Raw genomic sequence first — 20,480 nt, 5'->3', positions numbered from 1 at the left:
TTGTTATTCTGATTCCGGTCTGTTTCAGACTTCGTCCTTGCCGGAGAGCAGGATGCAGGCGAGCGTGATGACCGCCGACAGGCCGAGATAATAGCCCACATAGGTCATGCCGTAATTTGCCTGCAGCCAGGTGGCGATATAGGGCGCCAACGAGGCGCCGAAGATGCCGGCGAAGTTGAAGGTGATCGACGAGCCGGTATAGCGCACGGCGGTGGGGAAGGGTGCGGCGAGCGCGGTCCCGATCAGGCCGTAGGTCATGCCCATCAGCAGCATGGCGAGCGCCGAGAAAGCGAAGATCGATGCTTCGCCGCCGGTCATCAGACCCGGCAGGAAGAACGAGAAGATACCGATCAGCACGGTCGTGAGAACCAGCATTTCGCGACGACCGAAGCGATCGCCCAGCTTGCCGATGATGGGGATGAAGATACCGAAGACGACGGAGCCGAGGATCTGGACCTCAAGTGCTTCGATGAACGGCATCTGCAGCACCTTGACGTTGTAGGAGAGCAGATAGGCCGAACCGATGTAGAAGAGCACGAAGGTCGCGAGCGCCACGAAAGTGCCCAGCACGAGGCTGYGCTTGTGATTGCGGAAGAGTTCCGCGACCGGCACTTCCACGCGCTCCTGTCTGTCGATCGTCTTCTGGAACGCCGGCGTTTCGGTGATCGAAAGCCGCACCCACAGGCCGAGCGCGATCAGGAGGATGGATGCCAGGAAAGGCACACGCCAGCCCCAGCTCAGCAGCGTTTCCTGCGACATGAAGTGGAGAAGCACCCAGAACATGCCCGAGGAGAGGAAGAGGCCAACCGGCGCGCCGAGCTGCGGGAACATGCCGTACCAGCTCCGTTTGCCGGGAGGCGCATTCTCCGTCGCGAGCAGTACCGCGCCGCCCCATTCTCCGCCGAGGCCGAAACCCTGGCCGAATCGGCAAAGCGCCAGAAGCAGTGGTGCGGCGACGCCGATCGCCTCATAGGATGGCAAAAGCCCGATCACCACTGTGGAAATACCCATGGTGAGCAAGGCAGCCACGAGCGTCGTCTTGCGGCCGATGCGGTCGCCGAAGTGCCCGAAGACGATTGCTCCGAGCGGGCGGGCGAAGAACGCGATCGAGAATGTCGCAAAGGAGGCGAGCAGTGCGGTGGTCGGATCGCTGTTCGGAAAGAACAGGGTCGGGAAAACCAGCACCGCGGCCGTGGCGTAAACATAGAAATCGAAGAATTCGATCGTCGTGCCGACCAGACTGGCCGTCAGGACTCGTGCAGGGGAGTTCAATGCAACAGGTTCTAACGGCTCAGCGGACGGCGATACTGTCGGTATCGCATTGGTCATCGCTGCATCCAATTAAGAGGAATTATAGGAGGCTCTTGGGAGGGCCCGGTCGGCCATAGCGTAATTTTTCGAAAACCAAAACAGAAAAGACGCAATAAGAGAAAAGAAATGCGCGGGATCTTGTCAGGAATCGCTCCGGCACATGCGTAGGCCCAGCCCTTAAGGATTCGGTCGTTCGCCGCGGTTCCCATTTAAAGTTTCGTCTTAATGGCGGTGGAATTTGCTCTTTTATTTCATTGGCTTCGGGTGTCTGGTTAACCAAGGTAAACGTTTTGTTAACCATATTCGGGCACTAATGCGCCCATGTCTGAAGGGCGGCGGGAATCGCAATCTCCGGACAGGCTGGCGCAAGAGCGACGGCGTAGAAGCGTAGTCCTTTTTTCTCGGGGAGTGATCGATGACCGGCAAGCATGTGGCTGTTTTGATGGGAGGCTTTTCCTCCGAGCGGCCCGTCAGCCTGTCATCGGGGAATGCCTGCGCAAAGGCGCTGGAGGAGGAAGGATATCGCGTCACCCGCGTTGATGTTGATCGCGGTGTTGCGGCGGTTCTTTCCGAACTGAAGCCGGACGTCGCCTTCAATGCGCTGCATGGTCCTTTCGGAGAGGATGGGACGATCCAGGGCATCCTCGAATATCTCGAAATTCCCTATACGCATTCCGGCGTGCTCGCCTCGGCGCTCGCCATGGATAAGCATCAGGCCAAGCATGTCGCCAAGGCCGCCGGGGTGCCGGTTGCCGAGGCCCGCTCGATGAGCCGTTTCGATATCGGCAATACGCATCCGATAAAGCCTCCTTACGTGGTGAAGCCGGTCCGGGAGGGCTCATCTTTCGGTGTCGTTATCGTCAAGGAGGATCAGTCCCATCCGCCGCAGGTCATCACTTCGTCGGAGTGGCGCTACGGTGATCGCGTTCTTGTCGAGCGCTACATCTATGGGCGCGAGCTGACCTGCGGTGTGATGGGCGATGTGGCGCTCGGAGTCACCGAGGTGGTGCCGGTCGGCAACGCATTCTACGATTACGATGCGAAATACGCTGCGGGTGGCTCGAAGCATGTCATTCCGGCGCAGATTTCACCGAATATTTACCAAAAGATACAAACACTGGCCCTCAAGGCGCATCAGGCGATGGGCTGCCGGGGCGTGAGTCGCTCCGATTTCCGCTACGACGATCGTTTTTCCGAAGACGGTGAGGTCATTTGGCTGGAGATCAATACGCAGCCCGGCATGACCCCGACGTCGCTGGTGCCTGAAATGGCCGCTCATGCCGGCCACTCCTTTGGTGAACTTGTCCGTTGGATGGTGGAGGACGCGTCGTGCTTGCGTTGATCGGCAAAAGGGCGGGCGGACCGCGCAGCCGCAATCGGGAAGCTTATGTGGGTGCCGAGGATCGTCGGGTTCTGCCGCGCCCGTTGCGTCGCGTCGTTCGTTTCTGTGTCAGTCTTGCGACCGGCCGCATCCATATCCCGGCGCATACCGGAACCTTTGCCACGTTTGCTTTTCTTGGTGCAACCGGTCTCTATGGCATGTCGGTCGGCGGGCACGGCCAGGCCTTTGCTCAGGCGTTGACCGCTTCGGCCGGGTTTGCCATCGAAGATGTTCGGGTTTCCGGCAACAACGAAACCTCGGAGATCGATATTCTCCAGCTTCTCGGGCTCGACGGCACGACTTCGCTGCTGGCTCTCGATGTCGAGGCTGCGCGCCGCAAGCTTTCGGAGCTTCCCTGGGTGGAATATGCCGAAGTTCGCAAGGTTTATCCCAGGACCATCGAGGTCACCCTCAAGGAGCGCCAGGCATTCGGGATCTGGCAGCATGGCTCGGAGCTTTCGCTGATCGAACGCAACGGTAGCGTGATCGCGCCACTCAGGGATAGCAAGTTTGCTTCCCTGCCGCTTTTCGTCGGCCGCGATGCGGAACGTGCCGCAGCCTCCTTCGAGGAAGAGCTCGCCGGATGGCCGGAGATCAGGCAGCGGGTGCGCGCCTATGTTCGCGTCGCCGGCCGTCGTTGGGATCTGCATCTCGACAACGGCATCGTCCTGAAGCTGCCGGAAAGCAACATCCACAAGGCGCTTGCCGTTCTTTCCCGCCTCGAAGCCGAGCAGGGGGTTCTGGAGCGTGATATCGCAGCCGTAGACCTCAGGCTCGACGACCGTACGACCGTGCAGTTGACGGCGAGTGCCGACGATCGGCGCAAGCAGGCGCTCGACGCGCGTACCAAGGCACTCAAGAAGGCGGGGCAGTCATGAGCCTTTTCGGGTCTTCCCATTTCGGTCTGCCGCGTCTGAAGCCGCTGTCTTCGAAGCGCAGTCACGTAGTTTCAGTGCTCGATATAGGCTCGAGCAAGATCGTCTGCATGATCGGCCGGCTGACGCCGCGTCAGGAAAGCGAAATCCTGCCCGGCCRCACGCACAGCGTCGAGATCATCGGCATCGGCCACCAGCGTTCACGGGGCGTGAAGTCCGGCGTGATCGCCGATCTCGATGCCGTGGAGGGCGTTGTGCGGCTGGCGGTGGATACCGCCGAGCGCATGGCAGGACTCACCGTCGACAGCCTCATCGTCAATGTTTCGGCCGGCCGTTTGGCGAGCGACGTCTACACGGCGACGATCGATCTCGGTGGACAGGAGGTCGAAGCGGCGGACCTGCGCAAGGTTCTGGTCGCCGCCAGCCAGCAGTCGCGCCGCCAGGAGCGTGCGATACTGCATTCGCTGCCGACCGGCTTCTCTCTCGACGGTGAGCGCGGCATTCGCGATCCGCAGTCGATGTTCGGCGATATTCTCGGCGTAGACATGCATGTGGTGACGGCCGAGCAGGCCATGCTCAAGAACCTGGAGCTCTGCGTCAACCGTGCGCATCTCTCGGTCGAGGGCATTGTGGCCACGCCTTACGCAAGCGGGCTTGCGGCACTGGTGGACGACGAGGTGGAGCTTGGCTGTGCGGCGATCGACATGGGCGCCGGCACCACCACGATCTCGGTATTCGCCGAAGGCCGGCTCGTTCACACCGACGCCATCGGGCTTGGCGGTCACCATGTGACCACCGACCTTGCCCGCGGCCTGTCGACCCGGATCGAGGACGCAGAGCGTTTGAAGGTCGTTCATGGTTCGGCGCTTTCCACCGGCGCGGACGAGCGCGACCTGATCTCCGTCCCGCCGATCGGCGAGGACGATCGCGATCAGCCGACCCAGGTTCCGCGGTCGCTGGTGACGCGGATCGTTCGAGCTCGCATCGAGGAGACGCTGGAGCTCATCCGTGACCGTATCCAGAAGTCGGGCTTCAGCCCGATCGTCGGAAAACGCGTGGTCCTGACCGGAGGAGCGAGCCAGTTGACCGGTCTTGCGGAAACCTCCCGGCGGATTTTGGCCCGCAATGTCCGGATTGGCCGCCCGATGGGCGTCTCGGGTCTTCCGGCTGCGGCCAAGGGACCTGCATTTTCGACGGCCGTGGGACTGATGATCTATCCGCAGGTCGCGGAACTGGAAACACATGCTTCGCAGAGCGGGCTCATCGCCTCGCTCGGCAATGGTAACGGCCGGCTGGCTCGCATGGGCCAATGGCTGAAGGAGAGTTTTTGACGTGCTGGAGTGGCGTTCGGACGTCAGAGAAAAGTTGAATGAATTGGCCCGATTGGCGACGCGGCCAGGAAAAAGAAGGAACTGGTAACATGACCATCAAGCTGCAGAAGCCTGATATTACCGAACTGAAGCCCCGGATCACCGTGTTCGGCGTCGGCGGCGGCGGCGGCAACGCCGTCAACAATATGATCACGGCGGGCCTTGAAGGCGTCGATTTCGTGGTCGCCAATACTGATGCTCAGGCTCTTAGCATGACCAAGGCCGAGCGCATCATTCAGATGGGCGTGCAGGTCACCGAAGGTCTCGGCGCGGGCTCCCAGCCGGAAGTCGGCCGCGCTGCTGCCGAAGAATGCCTCGACGAGATCATCGATCATCTCTCCGGGACGCACATGTGCTTCGTTACCGCCGGCATGGGCGGCGGCACCGGCACGGGCGCGGCTCCGGTCGTTGCGCAGGCGGCCCGGAACAAGGGCATTCTGACGGTCGGCGTCGTGACGAAGCCGTTCCACTTCGAAGGCGGCCGTCGCATGCGTCTCGCCGAAGAAGGCATCCAGGAACTGCAGAAGTCGGTCGATACGCTGATCGTCATCCCGAACCAGAACCTCTTCCGTATCGCCAACGACAAGACCACTTTCGCGGATGCCTTCGCGATGGCGGACCAGGTGCTCTATTCGGGCGTTGCCTGCATCACCGACCTCATGGTCAAGGAAGGCCTCATCAACCTCGACTTCGCCGACGTTCGCTCGGTGATGCGTGAAATGGGCCGTGCGATGATGGGCACAGGCGAAGCATCCGGCCAGGGCCGTGCGCTGCAGGCTGCGGAAGCCGCAATCGCCAACCCGCTGCTCGACGAAACCTCGATGAAGGGTGCTCAAGGCCTGCTGATCTCCATCACCGGCGGTCGCGATCTCACTCTCTTCGAAGTCGACGAGGCTGCGACCCGTATCCGCGAAGAAGTCGATCCGGATGCCAACATCATCCTCGGCGCGACCTTCGACGAGGCGCTCGAAGGCCTGATCCGCGTCTCCGTCGTCGCGACCGGAATCGATCGCAACGCCGGCCAGAGCGATCTCCACGCGATGGAAATGCGTGCAGCCGCCAAGCCAATTATCCGTCCCTCCGCGGCCGTTGCCTCGGCATCGGCCGCAGTGCAGCCTGCAGTGATGACGCAGGCACCCAAGACCGTCGACCCGATTGCCGAAACCATCCGTCAGGCAGAGGCCGACATGGAACGGGAGCTTGCCATCGCCGCGGCGCCTCAGCCTGCCGCACCGCAGCCGGCCATGCAGCAGCCGCAGGAAGAGTTCCGCCCGCAAAGCCGGATCTTCGCTGCCGCGGCTCCGGCCGAAGCACCTGCACCGGCTCCGGTCATGAATCGCCCGGCACCGCAGCCTTCGGTTGCTCATGCTCATCACATGCAGGCGCAGCCGGCACCGCGCATGGCGCAGCCTTACCATCAAGAGCATGCCCCGGCTCCCGCTCCGCAGGTTGTCGAGCCGGTCCGCATGCCGAAGGTGGAAGACTTCCCGCCGGTGGTTAAGGCCGAGATGGAGCATCGCGCTCATCCCGTGCAGCATGTTCAGGAAGAGCGCGGTCCGATGGGCCTCCTGAAGCGAATCACGAATTCGCTCGGACGCCGCGAGGACGAGCCGGTCAATGCCGACATGACTGCGCCGGCTCCGAGCGCCGCCTCCCAGCAGCGCCGGTCGCTTTCTCCGGAAGCGAGCCTTTACGCTCCCCGTCGCGGCCAGCTGGACGATCAGGGCCGGGCGGTTCCGCGGGCGGCCAGCCATCACGACGACGACCAGCTCGAAATCCCGGCGTTCCTGCGCCGCCAGTCGAACTGAGAACGTCTTCTCCGATATCGCGCAAGGGCCCGGATCACCTATCCGGGCCCTTGTCATTGAAGCTTTCGCCCGCGCCGAAAAGCGAAGGCGGCTTCGTGGGTTAGCAACGTTACAAACCGAAACGAACAGTGATTTGGAATGTCCGAAGCGTGTGCGTATGTAGGAGCCTGACAAAGGCCCGGAAAACGCGAGTCCTCAGAATGGGGTGGCTATCCGGGTAACAGAACTCCGGCTCTCGGGCCGGCAAAAAGAAGGCAGTAAGTAATGACCATCGGACTACTTGGTTTCCAGACGACAATCGCCGCGCCTGTCACCCTGACGGGAATCGGCGTTCATTCGGGAAGTTCCGTCGGCATTACCTTCCAGCCTGCGGAAGCCGGTACCGGCATCGTCTTCAGCCGTAACTTCGAAGACGGCAGCGTCGCCGAATATCGCGCGGTTTCCTCGCAGGTGGGCAATACCGATCTTTGCACCGTATTGGGCACTTCGCTGGTGCGCTCGGTCGCGACCATCGAGCACGTGATGGCCGCCCTCTATTCGCTCGGCATCGACAATGTCGTCGTGGAGGTGGATGGCGGCGAGATGCCGATCATGGACGGCAGCTCCTATCCCTTTATCGAGGCGATCGAGCAGGTCGGAATCGTCAATCTCGGCATCAAGCGACGCTACATCCGCGTCGTAAAGCCGGTGCGTATCGAATCGGGCGCATCCTGGTCGGAGTTCCGTCCGTATGACGGCACCCGTTTCGAAGTGGAGATCGATTTTGCATCGCCGCTGATCGGCCGCCAGACGTGGAAGGGCGATCTGACAGCTGCAACCTTCAAGCAGGAACTCGCCCGCGCCCGTACCTTCGGCTTCATGCGCGATGTCGAGCGTCTGTGGGCTGCCGGCTATGCACTCGGCTCCTCGCTCGAGAATTCCGTCGTGATCTCCGACGACGATACGGTCGTCAACATCGAAGGCCTGCGTTTTGAAGATGAATTCGTACGTCATAAGACGCTCGATGCCGTCGGCGATCTGGCGCTTGCCGGCGCGCAGTTCATCGGCTGCTACCGTTCCTATCGCGGTGGTCACAAGATGAACGCCAATGCATTGAAGGCGCTGCTGAGCGACCCGACTGCTTACGAGGTAGTCGAGGCTCCGTCGCGCAGCCAGCGCGTCCGGGCAGGGGAGTTCGTGCCGGTCAGCATGCCGGAATTCGCCCCTTGGGCGGGTTGATAAGTTTCGCCGCAGTAGACCTGGCCGCTTCCCCGGAAGCGGCCTTTTCTTTTGTGTGGAAGTATTTCGATATGGCTTTTCGATGCCCGAAAGGGTTACGAATGCCACAAAATTGCGTTAATGCGCCATCATTGCGTTGCTCTCTCTTTGCTTTTATGGCTAGAGCAGAGGGCTTTTAAGCGCGGGACGATCGGGAAGTATCGAATGGCTTATGCAAGGTCTGCTGGAATGCGTGGAACGGCGCGGTTGGCGCTCGTTTCGCTGATGCTTATGGGCGCCGGGTTCGGCGTGACCGCGTGCCAGTCCGATAAGGACATCGACATCACCAAGCTCGGCTTTGAAAGCGATCCGCCGGAAACCCTGTACAACCAGGGCCTCGCCAACATGAAGGCGGGCAATATCGCCGAGGCGAGCCGCAAGTTCGACGCCATCGACCGGCAGCACCCGTTCACCGAATGGGCGCGCAAGGCTCTGGTGATGAGCACTTTCAGCAAGTATCGGCTCGGCCAGAACGACGAGGCCATCAAGACCGGTAACCGGTACTTGGCCCAATATCCGCATTCCAAGGATTCTGCCTATGTGCAGTATCTCGTTGGGCTTTCCTATTCCAAGCAGATCGCCGACGTGACGCAGGACCAGCGCGCGGCCGGCCGCACTATCGAGGCGATGACCAAGGTCGTCAACGACTATCCGGATTCGGAATATGTCGAGGATGCGCAGGCCAAGATTCGATTCGCCCGCGACCAGCTCGCCGGCAAGGAGATGCAGGTCGGCCGCTATTACCTCGAGCGCAAGGAATACCTCGCCGCGATTACGCGGTTCCGTACGGTGGTCGAGCAGTATTCCAATACCAATCAGGTGGAAGAGGCCTTGGCGCGTCTGACGGAAGCCTATTTTGCGATGGGCATCGTCGAAGAGGCGCAGACGGCTGCTGCCGTTCTCGGGCGCAACTATCCAGACAGCCAGTGGTATGCGGATTCCTACAAGCTTCTGCAGACGGGTGGCGTAGAGCCACGTGAGAACCGCGGTTCCTGGATCTCGCGTGCCGGGGCTCGTCTTATAGGCGCATAAGCCAAGATCGAGGAAACATGCTGATCCAGTTATCGATCCGGGATATCGTTCTGATCGAGCGACTGGATCTCGCCTTCGAAACCGGCCTTTCAGTGCTGACCGGCGAGACGGGGGCCGGCAAATCCATTCTTCTCGACAGTCTTTCGCTCGCTCTCGGCGGGCGCGGCGATGGCGGTCTCGTTCGCCATGGGGAGGAAAAGGGGCAGGTGACGGCGGTCTTCGATGTGCCGCCGGGACATGCGGCACGGCTGCTTCTACGGGAGAACGGCATCGACGACGACGGCGACCTGATCTTCCGGCGCGTCCAGTCGGCCGATGGGCGCACGCGCGCCTCGGTCAACGATCAGCCGGTGAGCGTGCAGCTCATGCGCCAGGCCGGCCAGTTGCTCGTGGAAATCCATGGCCAGCACGATGATCGGGCGCTGGTCGATACCGATGCTCATCGGACCCTGCTCGATGCCTTTGCCGGGCTCGGCGAAGACGCCCAGCATGTGTCGGGCCTCTACCGCTCCTGGAAAGATGCGGAAAGAGCCTTCAAGGTGCACCGTGCCAAGGTGGAGGCGGCTGCCCGCGAAGCGGACTATCTGCGTGCATCCGTCGAGGAACTGGAAACGCTGAGTCCCCGCGACGGCGAGGAGGATGAGTTGGCCGAGCAGCGCTCGCGCATGCAGAAAGCGGAGCGCATCGCCGGCGACATTTCCGAAGCATCCGAATTCCTGAACGGCAACGCATCTCCCGTTCCGCTCATCGCCTCCATGGTGCGCCGCCTGGAACGCAAGAGCCATGAGGCGCCGGGCCTGCTCGAAGAAACCGTCGAACTGCTCGACACGGCGCTGAATCATCTTTCGAACGCACAGATGGAAGTCGAGGCGGCGCTTCGAAAAACAGAATTCGATCCGCGCGAGCTGGAACGGGTGGAAGAGCGGCTGTTTGCGCTCCGCGCTGCCGGACGCAAATATTCGGTTGCGGTCGCCGACCTGCCGGCCCTTGCGGAAAAGATGGTTGCCGATCTCGCTGATCTCGATGCGGGTGAGGAAAAGCTCGGCGAGCTTGAAAAGCTGACCGCAGCCGCCAAGGCGGACTATGACCGGGCCGCCATCGCGCTTTCGCAGAAACGCCGCCATGGCGCGGATGCGCTTGCCGAATCGGTGATGGCGGAGCTGCCCGCTCTCAAACTCGAGCGGGCGCGATTCATGGTGGAAGTCACGAGCGATCCAGAGGCCGCCGCCGCCGAAGGTATAGATACTGTTGAGTTCCACGTGCAGACGAACCCCGGTACGCGGCCCGGTCCGATCATGAAGGTGGCTTCAGGCGGCGAACTCTCCCGTTTCCTGCTGGCGCTCAAGGTGGCGCTTGCCGATCGCGGCTCTGCTCCGACGCTGGTTTTCGATGAAATCGATACCGGAGTGGGCGGGGCGGTGGCGGATGCCATCGGTCAGCGGCTGAAACGCCTTTCCGATAAGGTGCAGGTGCTTTCCGTGACCCATGCGCCGCAGGTGGCGGCGCGCGCGGCCACGCATCTCCTGATTTCCAAGGGGCCGGTAACCGACGGCTCGGAGAAAATCGCCACGCGCGTGGCGACCATGGAACCGGAGCACCGCACCGAAGAGATCGCCCGCATGCTTGCCGGCGCTTCCGTCACCGATGAGGCGCGGGCGGCGGCCAAGCGGCTTCTGGCGGGCAGCGTCTAAATTTCCGATTCTTCGAAAATGAACATGAACCGGCCGTTTTGCTGCGGTTCATGTTCGCCTGCCTATGTTCGGCACCTAGTCTTATTCGCTTACGGAGATGGCCATGGCCAGAATCTGCACCACAATGATCTTCAGCATCGCGTCGCTTGCCGCCGCAGGGATAGGGCTGCCCTCGCAGGCTGCTGCACAGGGAGTGGAATTCTACTTTGGCGACCAGCCGCCGGCCTACGACTATCGTGAATACCGGCCGGCTCCTAGGCCTCGCTACGAAGATCGGGAAATGGCCTACGAAGGATGCAGCCCGCGCCGCGCTTTGCGCGCTGCCAGACGCATGGGTATTTCCGACGCACAAATCGCTCGCGAAGGCAGGCGCCGGGTAATGGTCGACGGTTACGACTATGAAACCCAGGAAAATGTCAGACTCGTCTTCGCGAATGCACCGGGCTGCCCCCTGATCGATCGTTACTGACGATCGCCCGGATTTTCCATCTTTCCAATTTGCTCTAAAAGCGACTCCTCTATGAAGGAGTCGCTTGCATGTCCGCCGAACAAACGCCCGTCGAGAACCTGACAGAGGAACAGGCTGCCGCGGAACTGGCTTTCCTCGCCGCCGAGATCGCCCGTCACGATGAGCTCTATCACGGTAACGACGCGCCGGAGATTTCGGATGCGGAATACGATGCGCTGAAGCGGCGCAATGATGCGATCGAGAAGCGCTTTCCGCATCTGATTCGCGCGGATAGTCCATCCATACGGGTGGGTGCTGCGCCATTGCCGACCTTCGCGCCGATCACCCATTCGCGGCCGATGCTTTCGCTGGACAATACGTTTTCGGATGAGGACGTGCGGGATTTCGTCTCGTCGGTCTATCGCTTCCTCGGCCAACTGCCGGACGGCTCGATAGCCTTTACCGCGGAGCCGAAGATCGACGGGCTTTCCATGTCCATCCGCTACGAGCAGGGTAGGCTGGTGAACGCCGCGACGCGCGGAGACGGCACCACCGGCGAAAACGTCACCGAGAATGTCAAGACCATCAAGGAAATCCCGAATCGGCTTCCCGCCGGCGCTCCCGACGTCGTCGAGGTGCGCGGCGAGGTCTACATGCGCAAGAGCGACTTCCTGGCGCTCAACGCGCAGATGGAAGCGGAAGGCAGGCAGACCTATGTGAACCCGCGCAATACGGCGGCGGGCTCGCTGCGTCAGCTCGACGCCAGGGTTACGGCGAGCCGCAACCTGAAATTCTTCGCCTATACCTGGGGCGAGATGTCGGAAATGCCCGCCGATACCCAGATGGGCATGGTGGAAAAATTCGAAGAATGGGGTTTTCCGGTCAATCCGCTGATGAAGCGGTTGAGCAAGGTCGAAGACATTATTGCCCACTACAACGAGATCGGCCTGAAGCGTCCGGATCTCGACTACGAGATCGACGGCGTCGTCTACAAGGTGGACCGGCTGGATCTGCAGGCGCGGCTCGGTTTCCGCTCGCGCTCGCCCCGCTGGGCGACGGCGCATAAATTCCCCGCCGAGCAGGCATTCACCCATGTCGAGAAGATCGACATCCAGGTTGGCCGTACCGGTGCCCTTACGCCGGTCGCGCGCCTGACGCCGGTAACCGTCGGCGGCGTGGTCGTAACCAATGCGACGCTCCATAACGAGGATTACATCAAGGGCATCGGCAATTCCGGCGAGCGCATCCGCGAAGATGAGCACGATATCCGCGTGGGCGATACCGTGATCGTGCAGCGGGCAGGGGATGTCATTCCCCAGGTGCTCGACGTGGTGATGGAGAAGCGCCCGGCGAATGCCGTGCCTTACGAGTTCCCGAAGAAATGCCCCGTCTGCGACAGCCATGCCGTGCGCGAGAAGAACGAGAAGACCGGCAAGCTCGATTCGGTTACCCGTTGCACCGGTGGTTTCGTCTGCCGCGCCCAGGCTGTCGAGCACCTGAAGCATTTCGTCTCGCGCAATGCTTTCGATATCGAAGGGCTTGGCGCCAAGCAGATCGATTTTTTCTTCGAATCGTCCGACCCGGCGCTTTCGATCAAGACCGCGCCGGAAATCTTCACGCTGAAGAAGCGGCAGGAGGCTTCGGAGCTGACGAAGCTCGAGAATATCGAGGGCTTCGGCAAGGTGAGCGTCAAGAAGCTGTTCGATGCCATCGACGAACGGCGAAGCATTGCTCTCAACCGCTTCATCTATGCGCTCGGTATCCGCCATATAGGCGAGACCAACGCGAAACTGCTTGCCCGTGCTTACGGCACTTACGAGGCCTTCGAAGCGGCAATGAAGGAAGCTGCCAATTTTTCCGGCGACGCGTGGGAAGACCTCAACAATATCGAAGGCATCGGCGAGGTAGTCGCTCGAGCGCTCGTCGAATTCTTCAAGGAACCGCGCAATGTCGAGGTCATTTCGCAGCTCCTGGAGGAGGTGACGCCGCAGGCCGCCGAGCAGATTTCGGCAAGCGGCAGCCCGGTCGCGGGCAAGACCGTGGTGTTCACTGGCTCGCTGGAAAAATTCACCCGCGAAGAGGCCAAGGCCCGCGCGGAAAGCCTAGGCGCCAAAGTTGCCGGATCGGTCTCGAAGAAAACCGACTATGTCGTGGCGGGTCCTGGCGCCGGCTCCAAGCTCGACAAGGCGAGGGAGCTCGGCGTCGAGGTGATGGACGAGGACGAGTGGCTAACCTTCATCGGCGGATGACGGTCAGGCTCTCAGCCGTGCCATGGAATAGGCATCGACATAACCGCCATCGCGGAAGGCGAATTCCCGGAGATGGCCTTCCTTGGCGAAACCGAGTTTCTCATAGAGCCGGATTGCAGGTTGGTTATCCGTAAAAACCGTCAGCTCGATCCGGCGAAGATTCAGCCAGTTGTCGGCTGTCTCCAGCAATGCCGATAGAAGGGCACTGCCGATGCCGCGACCGCGGAAATCGTCGTGCACGCCCATTCCCAGCGACGCTGCATGGCTTCTGCGCCCCTCATAGGGCATCAGCCCGGCGTCTCCGACGATCCGGCCGTCCAGTTCCGCCACGAGGCTCACCGTGCGGGAATTGGCGGTCTCGAACCTTTTGCGGGTCGTCTCCACAGTCTGATAGGGCAGCCGCAGCGTGCCATAGCGAAAGCCCGGCAGGTTCACGAGTTCCGTGATTTGCTCGATATCGGAAATCCGCGCGGCGCGGATGACAAAGGGTAAAGCGGGTGGTTTGTCACTCATTTTGCTCTCCTTGGGGCTTGGCCAAAGCAGAGCGGTAAAACCCTGCCGGCTTCGGCAGGGGTGTGGACGGTGACCGGCTAACGCCCCAAAACCGCCACGCACCCTGCAGGGTGAATGGTCATGGTAAGGTGCATGTGGATGGCGAAGCTGGTCATGGCGCCATAAGGCCAGAGGCAGGGCGGAGCGTCAAGGAGGCCGTAAACCGCTCTTTGCCGAATCGATCCCGCTTCTGTAGACAAGGACCGATATTCGACCGGACCTTGCCTTGAAGACCATTGCCATAGATTTCGAGACGGCCAACGAGCAGCGCGGCAGCGCCTGTTCTGTCGGTTTGGCATGGATAGAAGATAATGCGGTTGTGCGGGTCGAGGAGCGTCTCATTCGCCCCAGGGAGATGCGGTTTTCCTCGTTCAACATCGCCATTCACGGCATACGGCCGGAACATGTCGAAGACGCAGGCGAATTTCCAGAAGTGATGGACGAGTTCGCCGACGACTTTCGCGACGCCACCATGATCGCGCACAATGCGGCGTTCGATTTCAGCGTCTGGCGGGCCTGTCTCGATGCCTACCGGCAAAGCTATCCGCAGCTTTCCTATCTCTGCAGCGTGAAAATGGCACAGAAGGTCTGGCCGCATCTCGGCTCGCACAAGCTCAATGTTCTGGCGGACCATCTTGGCCTGCATTTCAAGCACCACAACGCTGCGGAGGACGCGGCAATTTGTGCCGAGGCGGCGATCGCCATCGCGAAATCCGTCGCCGTTTCCCATGTGCGGGATGTTCCGTCGATAATCGGCATGAAGGCCGGCAGGCTGTTTTCGGACGGTTATGCGCCCTGCACTGTCCGGAAGTAGTGTGGCCTGTTGCTTGCATCCGTCTCGGCGGACATTATCTGAGATCACGGATCGTTTATCGGAGCTTGTGATGACCGCACTTCGTTCTCTGGCCGCCATGGCCTTTCTTGCCGCCAGCCTTTCTGCGGCTTCCGCCTCCGCTCAGGTGGTAGGCGAGGTGGGCGTGGACTGGATCGGCAACGACATCATCGTGGAGGCGGTCGCCGATCCCGAGGTCAAGGGCGTGACCTGCCATGTCACCTATTTCGACCGCTCCATCATCGATCGTCTGAAGCAGGGCAATTGGTTCGAAGACCCGTCCAACAGTTCCATCTCCTGCCGCCAGACCGGCCCGGTGGAGATCGGCGATATCGACCTTTCCAAGAGCGGCGAGGAAGTCTTCCGCCAAGGCCGCTCGCTGATATGGAAGGATCTTCTGGTCAAGCGCATTTACGACAAGGCGAACGACACGCTGATCTATCTCGCCCATTCGCGGCAGATCATTGAAGGCTCGGCCAAGATGGCGATCTCGACGGTTCCGCTCTACGGCCAGCAGGTGAACTGGACCAAGGGCAAGCCTTGATCAGAGAATGGCGCCCGCCGCCGCCCTGCCGGCATTGCGGCCGGAGAACAGGCAGCCGCCAAGGAAGGTGCCCTCCAGCGCCCGGTAGCCGTGCACGCCGCCGCCTCCGAAGCCTGCGGCCTCGCCCACCGCATAGAGGCCGGGAACGATCTTGCCATCGTGACCGAAAACCCGGCCGGAGAGGTCGGTTTCCAGGCCGCCGAGCGTCTTGCGCGTCAGTATGTTGAGGCGCACCGCGATGAGCGGCCCGTGGGCGGGATCGAGTATCCGATGCGGCTTTGCCGTCCGCACCAGCTTTTCGCCGAGCGACCGGCGGGCATTGTGAATGCCCATCACCTGCGCATCCTTGCTGAAGGGATTTGCGATCTCCCGGTCCCGCGCGACGATCTCCCGCTCGATATCGGTAAGTTTCAGCAGGTCGTTGCCGACAAGCCGGTTCATGCCGGCGACGAGTCCGGCGAGCGTGTCGGCAATGACAAAGTCCTCGCCATGCTCCTTGAAGGCCTCCACAGGTCCGGTGGCACGCCTGCCGACCGCACGCCTTGCGGTAAGCCGCCAGTCGCGGCCGGTGAGGTCCGGGTTCTGCTCCGAGCCGGAAAGCGCGAATTCCTTGCGGATGATGCTCTGGTTCAGCACGAACCAGCTATAATCATTGCCCGTCGCCATGAGGTGTTGCAGCGTGCCGAGCGTGTCGTAGCCGGGGAAGAAGGGCGCGGGCAGGCGCTTGCCTGACGCATCGAACCACATGGAGGAGGGGCCGGGCAGGATGCGGATGCCGTGCCGCTCCCACACGGGATTCCAGTTTCTCAGCCCCTCGACATAGTGCCACATGCGGTCGCGGTTGATGACGCGGCCGCCCGCTGCTTCCGTGATGCCGATCATCCGGCCGTCGACGTGCTTCGGCACGCCGGAAACCATGTTCGCGGGCGGCAGTCCGAGCCGCTTCGGCCAGTTGGCGCGGACGAGCTCCTGGTCGCCGCCGATGCCGCCTGAGGCGACGATCACCACCTGGGCGCGGAGTTCGAAATCCCCGACGGTTACCCTCGAGCTTTCCGCGCCTCGCAGAGCTGTGCTCGGCTCCAACAAGGTGCCTGAAATGCCGGTCACCTGTCCTGCTTCGATCAGCAGCCGGTCGACCCTATGCCGCCACAGGAACCGGATTTTTCCAGCTTTCTCCGCTTCGCGGGCCCGTTTTTCGAACGGCTCGACCACGCCGGGACCTGTGCCCCAGGTGATGTGGAAGCGGGGCACGGAATTGCCGTGGGACGTGGCCGACCAGCCGCCGCGTTCAGCCCAGCCGACCACGGGAAACAGGCGGTGCCCCATCTGCCGCAGCCAGGCGCGCTTCTCACCGGCCGCGAACGCAACGTAAGCCTCCGCCCAGGCGCGCGGCCAATAGTCCTCGGGGCGGTCGAAACCGGCGGTGCCGAGCCAATCCTGCCATGCGAGATCGAACGAGTCGCGGATGCGCATGCGCCGCTGTTCCGGCGAATCGACCAGAAAGAGCCCGCCGAGCGACCAGAATGCCTGCCCGCCGAGGTTCTGTTCCGGTTCCTGATCGAGAACGACGACCGAGCGGCCCGCGTCGGCGAGTTCGGTTGCGGCAACGAGCCCGGAAAGACCCGCGCCCACGATGATGGCATCGGCTGCTTCGCTCACACCAGCGCTCCTCCCAAAGCGTAACCCGAATGTTGCGATATGTTGTCGGATACAGCCATGGGGCGTGTCCTGTGTCAATTCATAGAGCCGACATGAAAGCAGGCCCGGCGATGCGGGCCTGTTTCAAAAAGTCATGTTCGGAAAGGCAGATTATTAGCGGATGTAAACGATCTTGCCGCCATTGGCCGCCGTGTCGATCGCCACGACATTGTTGAGCTGGACGTTATGGCCGACGAGTTCCGCATGGAGCGCGCGGTCACTTCTGATTTCGCTCTGGGCTGCTTGGGTCATCTCCCGGGTGGGGTGAATGAAACTATCCGGTACGCCCAATATCCTGGCGCTGTCGTCCTGTTCGGGATTGGTATAGACGATGCGAACATCATCGGCGGGCATGGCGGCGGTGCCCGTGTCACGCGCATAGGCGCCACCGATCGAAGCGGCCGACAGCAGGACTGCAAGAGCAAAAGCCTTTTTCATGGTCATTCTCCTATCTTCGTAACCAGCCGAAGAGTTTTGAGCGGTTCGGTTGGGCGTTTTGCGACAGGAAAACTCGGCATTGCGCTTTGAGTTCCTTGTAGGATATTACAAATATGTAATGATTACAATAATTTAACCTTCCGCCACGTGCGCGTGTGACGGAAGGTAGTGAGGTATATTGTGCGGTGCAAAATCAGGCGGCTTCGCGGGCCAGCTCGTCGGCGATCACTGTGTCGAGATTGAGGAAACAGACCATCGTCTTTTCGAGCGCCACGATGCCGCGGCAGAAGGCGCGCTGCGCTTCGGGGATGATTTCCGGCGCCGGCTGCAGGTCTTCGCTGCGGATCGTCATCATGTCGGAAACCTGCTCGACGAGCAGTCCGACCAGCTTGCCGGCGATATCGGTGACGATGATGGCGGAGCGCTCGGAAGGCTCGGTCATCTTCATGCCGAGGCGGCAGGCCATGTCGATGACCGGGRTCACCGCGCCGCGCAGGTTGATGAGGCCGAGCACATAGGAAGGCGTATGCGGCATCGGGGTTACCGGCGCCCAGCCGCGGATTTCGCGGATCGCCATGATGTCGATGCAGAATTCCTGATCGCCGAGATGAAAGGAGACGATCTCGAGATGGGCTCCGGACTGCTTGATGGCGTTGGTCATGTCAAACTCTTCCAGTTGTCTTTGTCTTGACGCATGTCTTTGCCGGCAACCGCTAAACGCCCTGCGCGATACCCATGGGGATTGCGCCGTTTGCGGCCAGACACGAATGTTGGAGAAGGTTCATCCTGCCTTTTCATAAGGCCTGGTGGGGAGGGGCACGGAAAGCGGCCTAACGTGGGCCGCCTGGCCGCGATATCGCGGTGTCCGAAGAAGATGCCGCCAACCCCGCGAACCACTTCGTGAAAACAGGCTCTCAGAGAGAGATTAATCTTGTGCTAATTGACGCCCGTTTCCGGGGCTTTTCTCACCTGTTGCTCGAGGGTAGAATGGTTTCATGGAACAGGACCTGACATCCCGATCGCGCCTGCCGCTCTTCCTTCTCGGGGCTGCGGCTTTCATTGGCCTGTCCGGGGCCGTTTTCTACGGCTGGGTTCAGCAAGGTTCCTCCATTTTCCTGACGCTTGTCGAAAACGGGCTTTCCTGGTGCATGTAGTTCGCTGGGACAAATTGGCGCGTTCCGGCAAGACGCATCTTATTGATTTGCGCCTCGGGTGGCCGGAGAGTATCGCTCTGCGGACTGTCTTTGATATGTCCTGTCGCAGGATTTCGAGAGAAACAGCATGAAAACCTTCCGCATGATCCTCTGGGCTGCCGTCGTCGTGCTTGCGGGCGTGCTCGCCTGGCTCACCTTGGAGGTGACGCGCTCGAAGGAGCAACTGACGGAAGCGCCATTCGGCGTTCCGTTCCAGCTTGTCGCGCAGAACGCCCAGCCGATTTCCGAGCAAGCCTTTCGCGGCAAGCCGACAGCGCTCTTCTTCGGCTTCACGCATTGTCCCGAGGTTTGCCCGACAACGCTCTTCGAACTCAATGGCTGGATGAGGCAGGTCGATCCGGACGGCACCCGCCTACAGGGCTATTTCGTCAGCGTCGATCCGGAACGGGATACGCCGGAAATTCTCGGGCAGTACATTTCCAACGTCACCGATCGGGTCACCGGCATTTCCGGCCCGCCGGAAAAGGTCGCCGAGATGATCAAGGGCTTCAAGGTCTATGCCAAGAAAGTGCCGGTGGACGAGAAAGAGCCCAACGGTGAATATACCATGGACCACACGGCTTCCGTCTTCCTGCTGGATGGGGGCGGTCGTTTCGCCGGCACTATCGCATACGGCGAAAATCCCGAGGTTGCGGTCAAGAAGCTCAAGAACCTGATCAAGGGGTGATCTTGAAGCCGGACGGGCTTCTGTGGCAATGCTCCGGCGTGCCCGTATAAAGAAAGACCATCTCCTTGAGCGAAATCCGTCTTTACGTCACCGCCACCGAAAAGGGCGCGGCCGCAATCCTCGATATCCTTTCCGATGTGTTCGGCGAGGAAGACTTTGCAATTGCCACCACCGAGGTGGACGAGAAGAAGGACATTTGGGAGGCCTCCGTCTACCTTATGGCGGACGAGGAAGATATCGTGCGCGGACGCATGGCCGAAGGCCTTCGGCATGCCTTCCCGAATGCCGCGATCGAGCGCGAGGTCATTCCCGATGTCGACTGGATCGCCAGGTCTCTGGAAGGGCTGAAGCCCGTCAGGGCAGGGCGCTTCCTTGTCCACGGCTCCCATGATCGCGACAAGGTGGCGACGAACGATATTTCCATCGAGATCGATGCGGGCCAGGCCTTCGGCACAGGCCACCACGGCACGACGGCCGGTTGCCTTGAAATGATCGAGCAGGTAGTGCGCGCGCGCAAGGTGCGCAACGCGCTTGATCTAGGCACCGGCAGCGGGGTTCTGGCGATCGCGCTCAGGAAGATCAGGGATATTCCGATTCTAGCGACCGATATCGATCCCGTCGCGGTGCGGGTCGCCCGCGAAAATGTCCGGCGAAACGGTATCGTCAGCGGTCTTCGGCTCGAAACCGCGGCGGGCTTCCATTCCCCTGCATTCCGGCGCGAAGGTCCGTTCGATCTCATCATCGCCAATATCCTGGCGCGCCCGCTGATGAAGATGGCGCCGCAGCTTGCCTCGCATCTGGCGCCCGGCGGCTCCGTGATCCTTTCCGGCATCCTTGCAGAACAACGCTGGAAGGTGCTCGCCGCCTATAACGGTGTCAAGCTTCGTCATGTCAGAACCATCTGGCGCAACGGTTGGGTGACGATTCATCTGCGCCACGGCTGATGAGGTTATGTTTCGCAATGCAGCATTGCGAAACGCGCATATCAGAAGAGTTCCCGCAAAAGAAAAAGGCGGCACCCGAAGGTACCGCCTTGCGACCAGTTCTGGACTGATCGGTGCCCGCGAGCCAGGGAGGAGACGCTCAAGCGGACTCTCGTATTCTGACGTCGGA

The 20,480-nt window shown here is 61.2% G+C and carries 19 protein-coding genes; 14 read left to right on the top strand and 5 right to left on the bottom strand.

Going from position 1 to position 20,480, the window contains the following annotated elements; all coding sequences use genetic code 11:
* Window positions 1–24 precede the first annotated feature (24 nt).
* The gene (locus LCM4573_RS00340; protein ID WP_071003886.1) at window positions 25–1,329 is read right to left on the bottom strand and encodes an MFS transporter; all 1,305 of its coding nucleotides are present in this window, start codon (window positions 1,327–1,329) and stop codon (window positions 25–27) included.
* Between the two features lie 397 nt (window positions 1,330–1,726).
* Here LCM4573_RS00340 and LCM4573_RS00335 point away from each other — a divergent pair, with 397 nt between their 5' ends.
* The 9 genes from LCM4573_RS00335 to ligA all read left to right on the top strand — a co-directional run bounded on the left by LCM4573_RS00335 (window position 1,727) and on the right by ligA (window position 13,422).
* The gene (locus LCM4573_RS00335) at window positions 1,727–2,653 is read left to right on the top strand and encodes a D-alanine--D-alanine ligase (RefSeq protein WP_071003885.1); all 927 of its coding nucleotides are present in this window, start codon (window positions 1,727–1,729) and stop codon (window positions 2,651–2,653) included.
* Window positions 2,641–3,570 (top strand): cell division protein FtsQ/DivIB, encoded by a 930-nt coding sequence (locus LCM4573_RS00330; RefSeq protein WP_071003884.1) that lies wholly within the window; start codon window positions 2,641–2,643, stop codon window positions 3,568–3,570. The genes LCM4573_RS00335 and LCM4573_RS00330 overlap by 13 nt, the downstream gene beginning before the upstream one ends.
* Complete coding sequence (ftsA, locus tag LCM4573_RS00325) at window positions 3,567–4,898, top strand: cell division protein FtsA (protein ID WP_071003883.1); 1,332 nt, start codon at window positions 3,567–3,569, stop codon at window positions 4,896–4,898. The genes LCM4573_RS00330 and ftsA overlap by 4 nt, the downstream gene beginning before the upstream one ends.
* Window positions 4,899–4,987: 89 nt before the next feature.
* Window positions 4,988–6,745: a cell division protein FtsZ gene (ftsZ, locus tag LCM4573_RS00320; protein WP_071003882.1), complete on the top strand. Its 1,758-nt coding sequence runs from the start codon at window positions 4,988–4,990 to the stop codon at window positions 6,743–6,745.
* 264 nt (window positions 6,746–7,009) lie between these two features.
* Window positions 7,010–7,963: a UDP-3-O-acyl-N-acetylglucosamine deacetylase gene (gene lpxC / locus LCM4573_RS00315; protein ID WP_071003881.1), complete on the top strand. Its 954-nt coding sequence runs from the start codon at window positions 7,010–7,012 to the stop codon at window positions 7,961–7,963.
* A 204-nt stretch (window positions 7,964–8,167) separates the two neighbouring features.
* Entirely contained in the window at window positions 8,168–9,034 is an 867-nt protein-coding gene (locus LCM4573_RS00310; RefSeq protein ID WP_083347255.1) for an outer membrane protein assembly factor BamD, read from the top strand.
* Between the two features lie 17 nt (window positions 9,035–9,051).
* Window positions 9,052–10,725, top strand: a complete 1,674-nt coding sequence (gene recN / locus LCM4573_RS00305) for a DNA repair protein RecN (RefSeq protein ID WP_071003879.1) — start codon at window positions 9,052–9,054, stop codon at window positions 10,723–10,725.
* Window positions 10,726–10,828: 103 nt separating this feature from the next.
* Complete coding sequence (locus LCM4573_RS00300) at window positions 10,829–11,194, top strand: hypothetical protein (protein ID WP_071003878.1); 366 nt, start codon at window positions 10,829–10,831, stop codon at window positions 11,192–11,194.
* Window positions 11,195–11,262: 68 nt separating this feature from the next.
* Window positions 11,263–13,422: an NAD-dependent DNA ligase LigA gene (gene ligA, locus LCM4573_RS00295; protein ID WP_071003877.1), complete on the top strand. Its 2,160-nt coding sequence runs from the start codon at window positions 11,263–11,265 to the stop codon at window positions 13,420–13,422.
* A gap of 3 nt (window positions 13,423–13,425) precedes the next feature.
* Here the strand turns inward: ligA and LCM4573_RS00290 are convergent, their stop codons facing one another.
* Window positions 13,426–13,935 carry a GNAT family N-acetyltransferase gene (locus LCM4573_RS00290; protein WP_071003876.1) on the bottom strand — a complete coding sequence of 170 codons (510 nt, stop codon included), beginning with the start codon at window positions 13,933–13,935 and terminating at the stop codon, window positions 13,426–13,428.
* A 265-nt stretch (window positions 13,936–14,200) separates the two neighbouring features.
* Here LCM4573_RS00290 and LCM4573_RS00285 point away from each other — a divergent pair, with 265 nt between their 5' ends.
* The gene (locus LCM4573_RS00285) at window positions 14,201–14,788 is read left to right on the top strand and encodes a 3'-5' exonuclease (protein ID WP_071003875.1); all 588 of its coding nucleotides are present in this window, start codon (window positions 14,201–14,203) and stop codon (window positions 14,786–14,788) included.
* A 70-nt stretch (window positions 14,789–14,858) separates the two neighbouring features.
* Window positions 14,859–15,350 (top strand): CreA family protein, encoded by a 492-nt coding sequence (locus LCM4573_RS00280; RefSeq protein ID WP_071003874.1) that lies wholly within the window; start codon window positions 14,859–14,861, stop codon window positions 15,348–15,350.
* Here the strand turns inward: LCM4573_RS00280 and LCM4573_RS00275 are convergent, their stop codons facing one another.
* From LCM4573_RS00275 to LCM4573_RS00265, 3 genes are all read right to left on the bottom strand, one after another.
* The gene (locus LCM4573_RS00275; RefSeq protein WP_071003873.1) at window positions 15,351–17,009 is read right to left on the bottom strand and encodes an FAD-binding dehydrogenase; all 1,659 of its coding nucleotides are present in this window, start codon (window positions 17,007–17,009) and stop codon (window positions 15,351–15,353) included. It abuts the gene before it with no gap.
* 153 nt (window positions 17,010–17,162) lie between these two features.
* The gene (locus tag LCM4573_RS00270) at window positions 17,163–17,486 is read right to left on the bottom strand and encodes a hypothetical protein (protein WP_071003872.1); all 324 of its coding nucleotides are present in this window, start codon (window positions 17,484–17,486) and stop codon (window positions 17,163–17,165) included.
* Window positions 17,487–17,679: 193 nt separating this feature from the next.
* Window positions 17,680–18,147, bottom strand: coding sequence for a chemotaxis protein CheW (locus LCM4573_RS00265; RefSeq protein WP_071003871.1), 468 nt, complete (start codon window positions 18,145–18,147; stop codon window positions 17,680–17,682).
* Window positions 18,148–18,481: 334 nt separating this feature from the next.
* On the opposite strand from LCM4573_RS00265, the gene LCM4573_RS28215 reads away from it, so the two are divergent.
* The 3 genes from LCM4573_RS28215 (at window position 18,482) to LCM4573_RS00255 (ending at window position 20,311) form a co-directional block, all read left to right on the top strand.
* Window positions 18,482–18,640: a hypothetical protein gene (locus LCM4573_RS28215; protein WP_198539669.1), complete on the top strand. Its 159-nt coding sequence runs from the start codon at window positions 18,482–18,484 to the stop codon at window positions 18,638–18,640.
* Between the two features lie 127 nt (window positions 18,641–18,767).
* Entirely contained in the window at window positions 18,768–19,367 is a 600-nt protein-coding gene (locus LCM4573_RS00260; protein WP_071003870.1) for an SCO family protein, read from the top strand.
* Window positions 19,368–19,432: 65 nt separating this feature from the next.
* Complete coding sequence (locus LCM4573_RS00255) at window positions 19,433–20,311, top strand: 50S ribosomal protein L11 methyltransferase (protein ID WP_071003869.1); 879 nt, start codon at window positions 19,433–19,435, stop codon at window positions 20,309–20,311.
* Window positions 20,312–20,480: the final 169 nt, after the last annotated feature.

This window comes from Rhizobium sp. LCM 4573 (genome assembly GCF_001854865.1).
Classification (GTDB): domain Bacteria; phylum Pseudomonadota; class Alphaproteobacteria; order Rhizobiales; family Rhizobiaceae; genus Neorhizobium.
The sequence above is the reverse complement of the archived record's forward strand: the minus strand, read 5'-3'. Positions and strand labels throughout refer to the sequence as shown.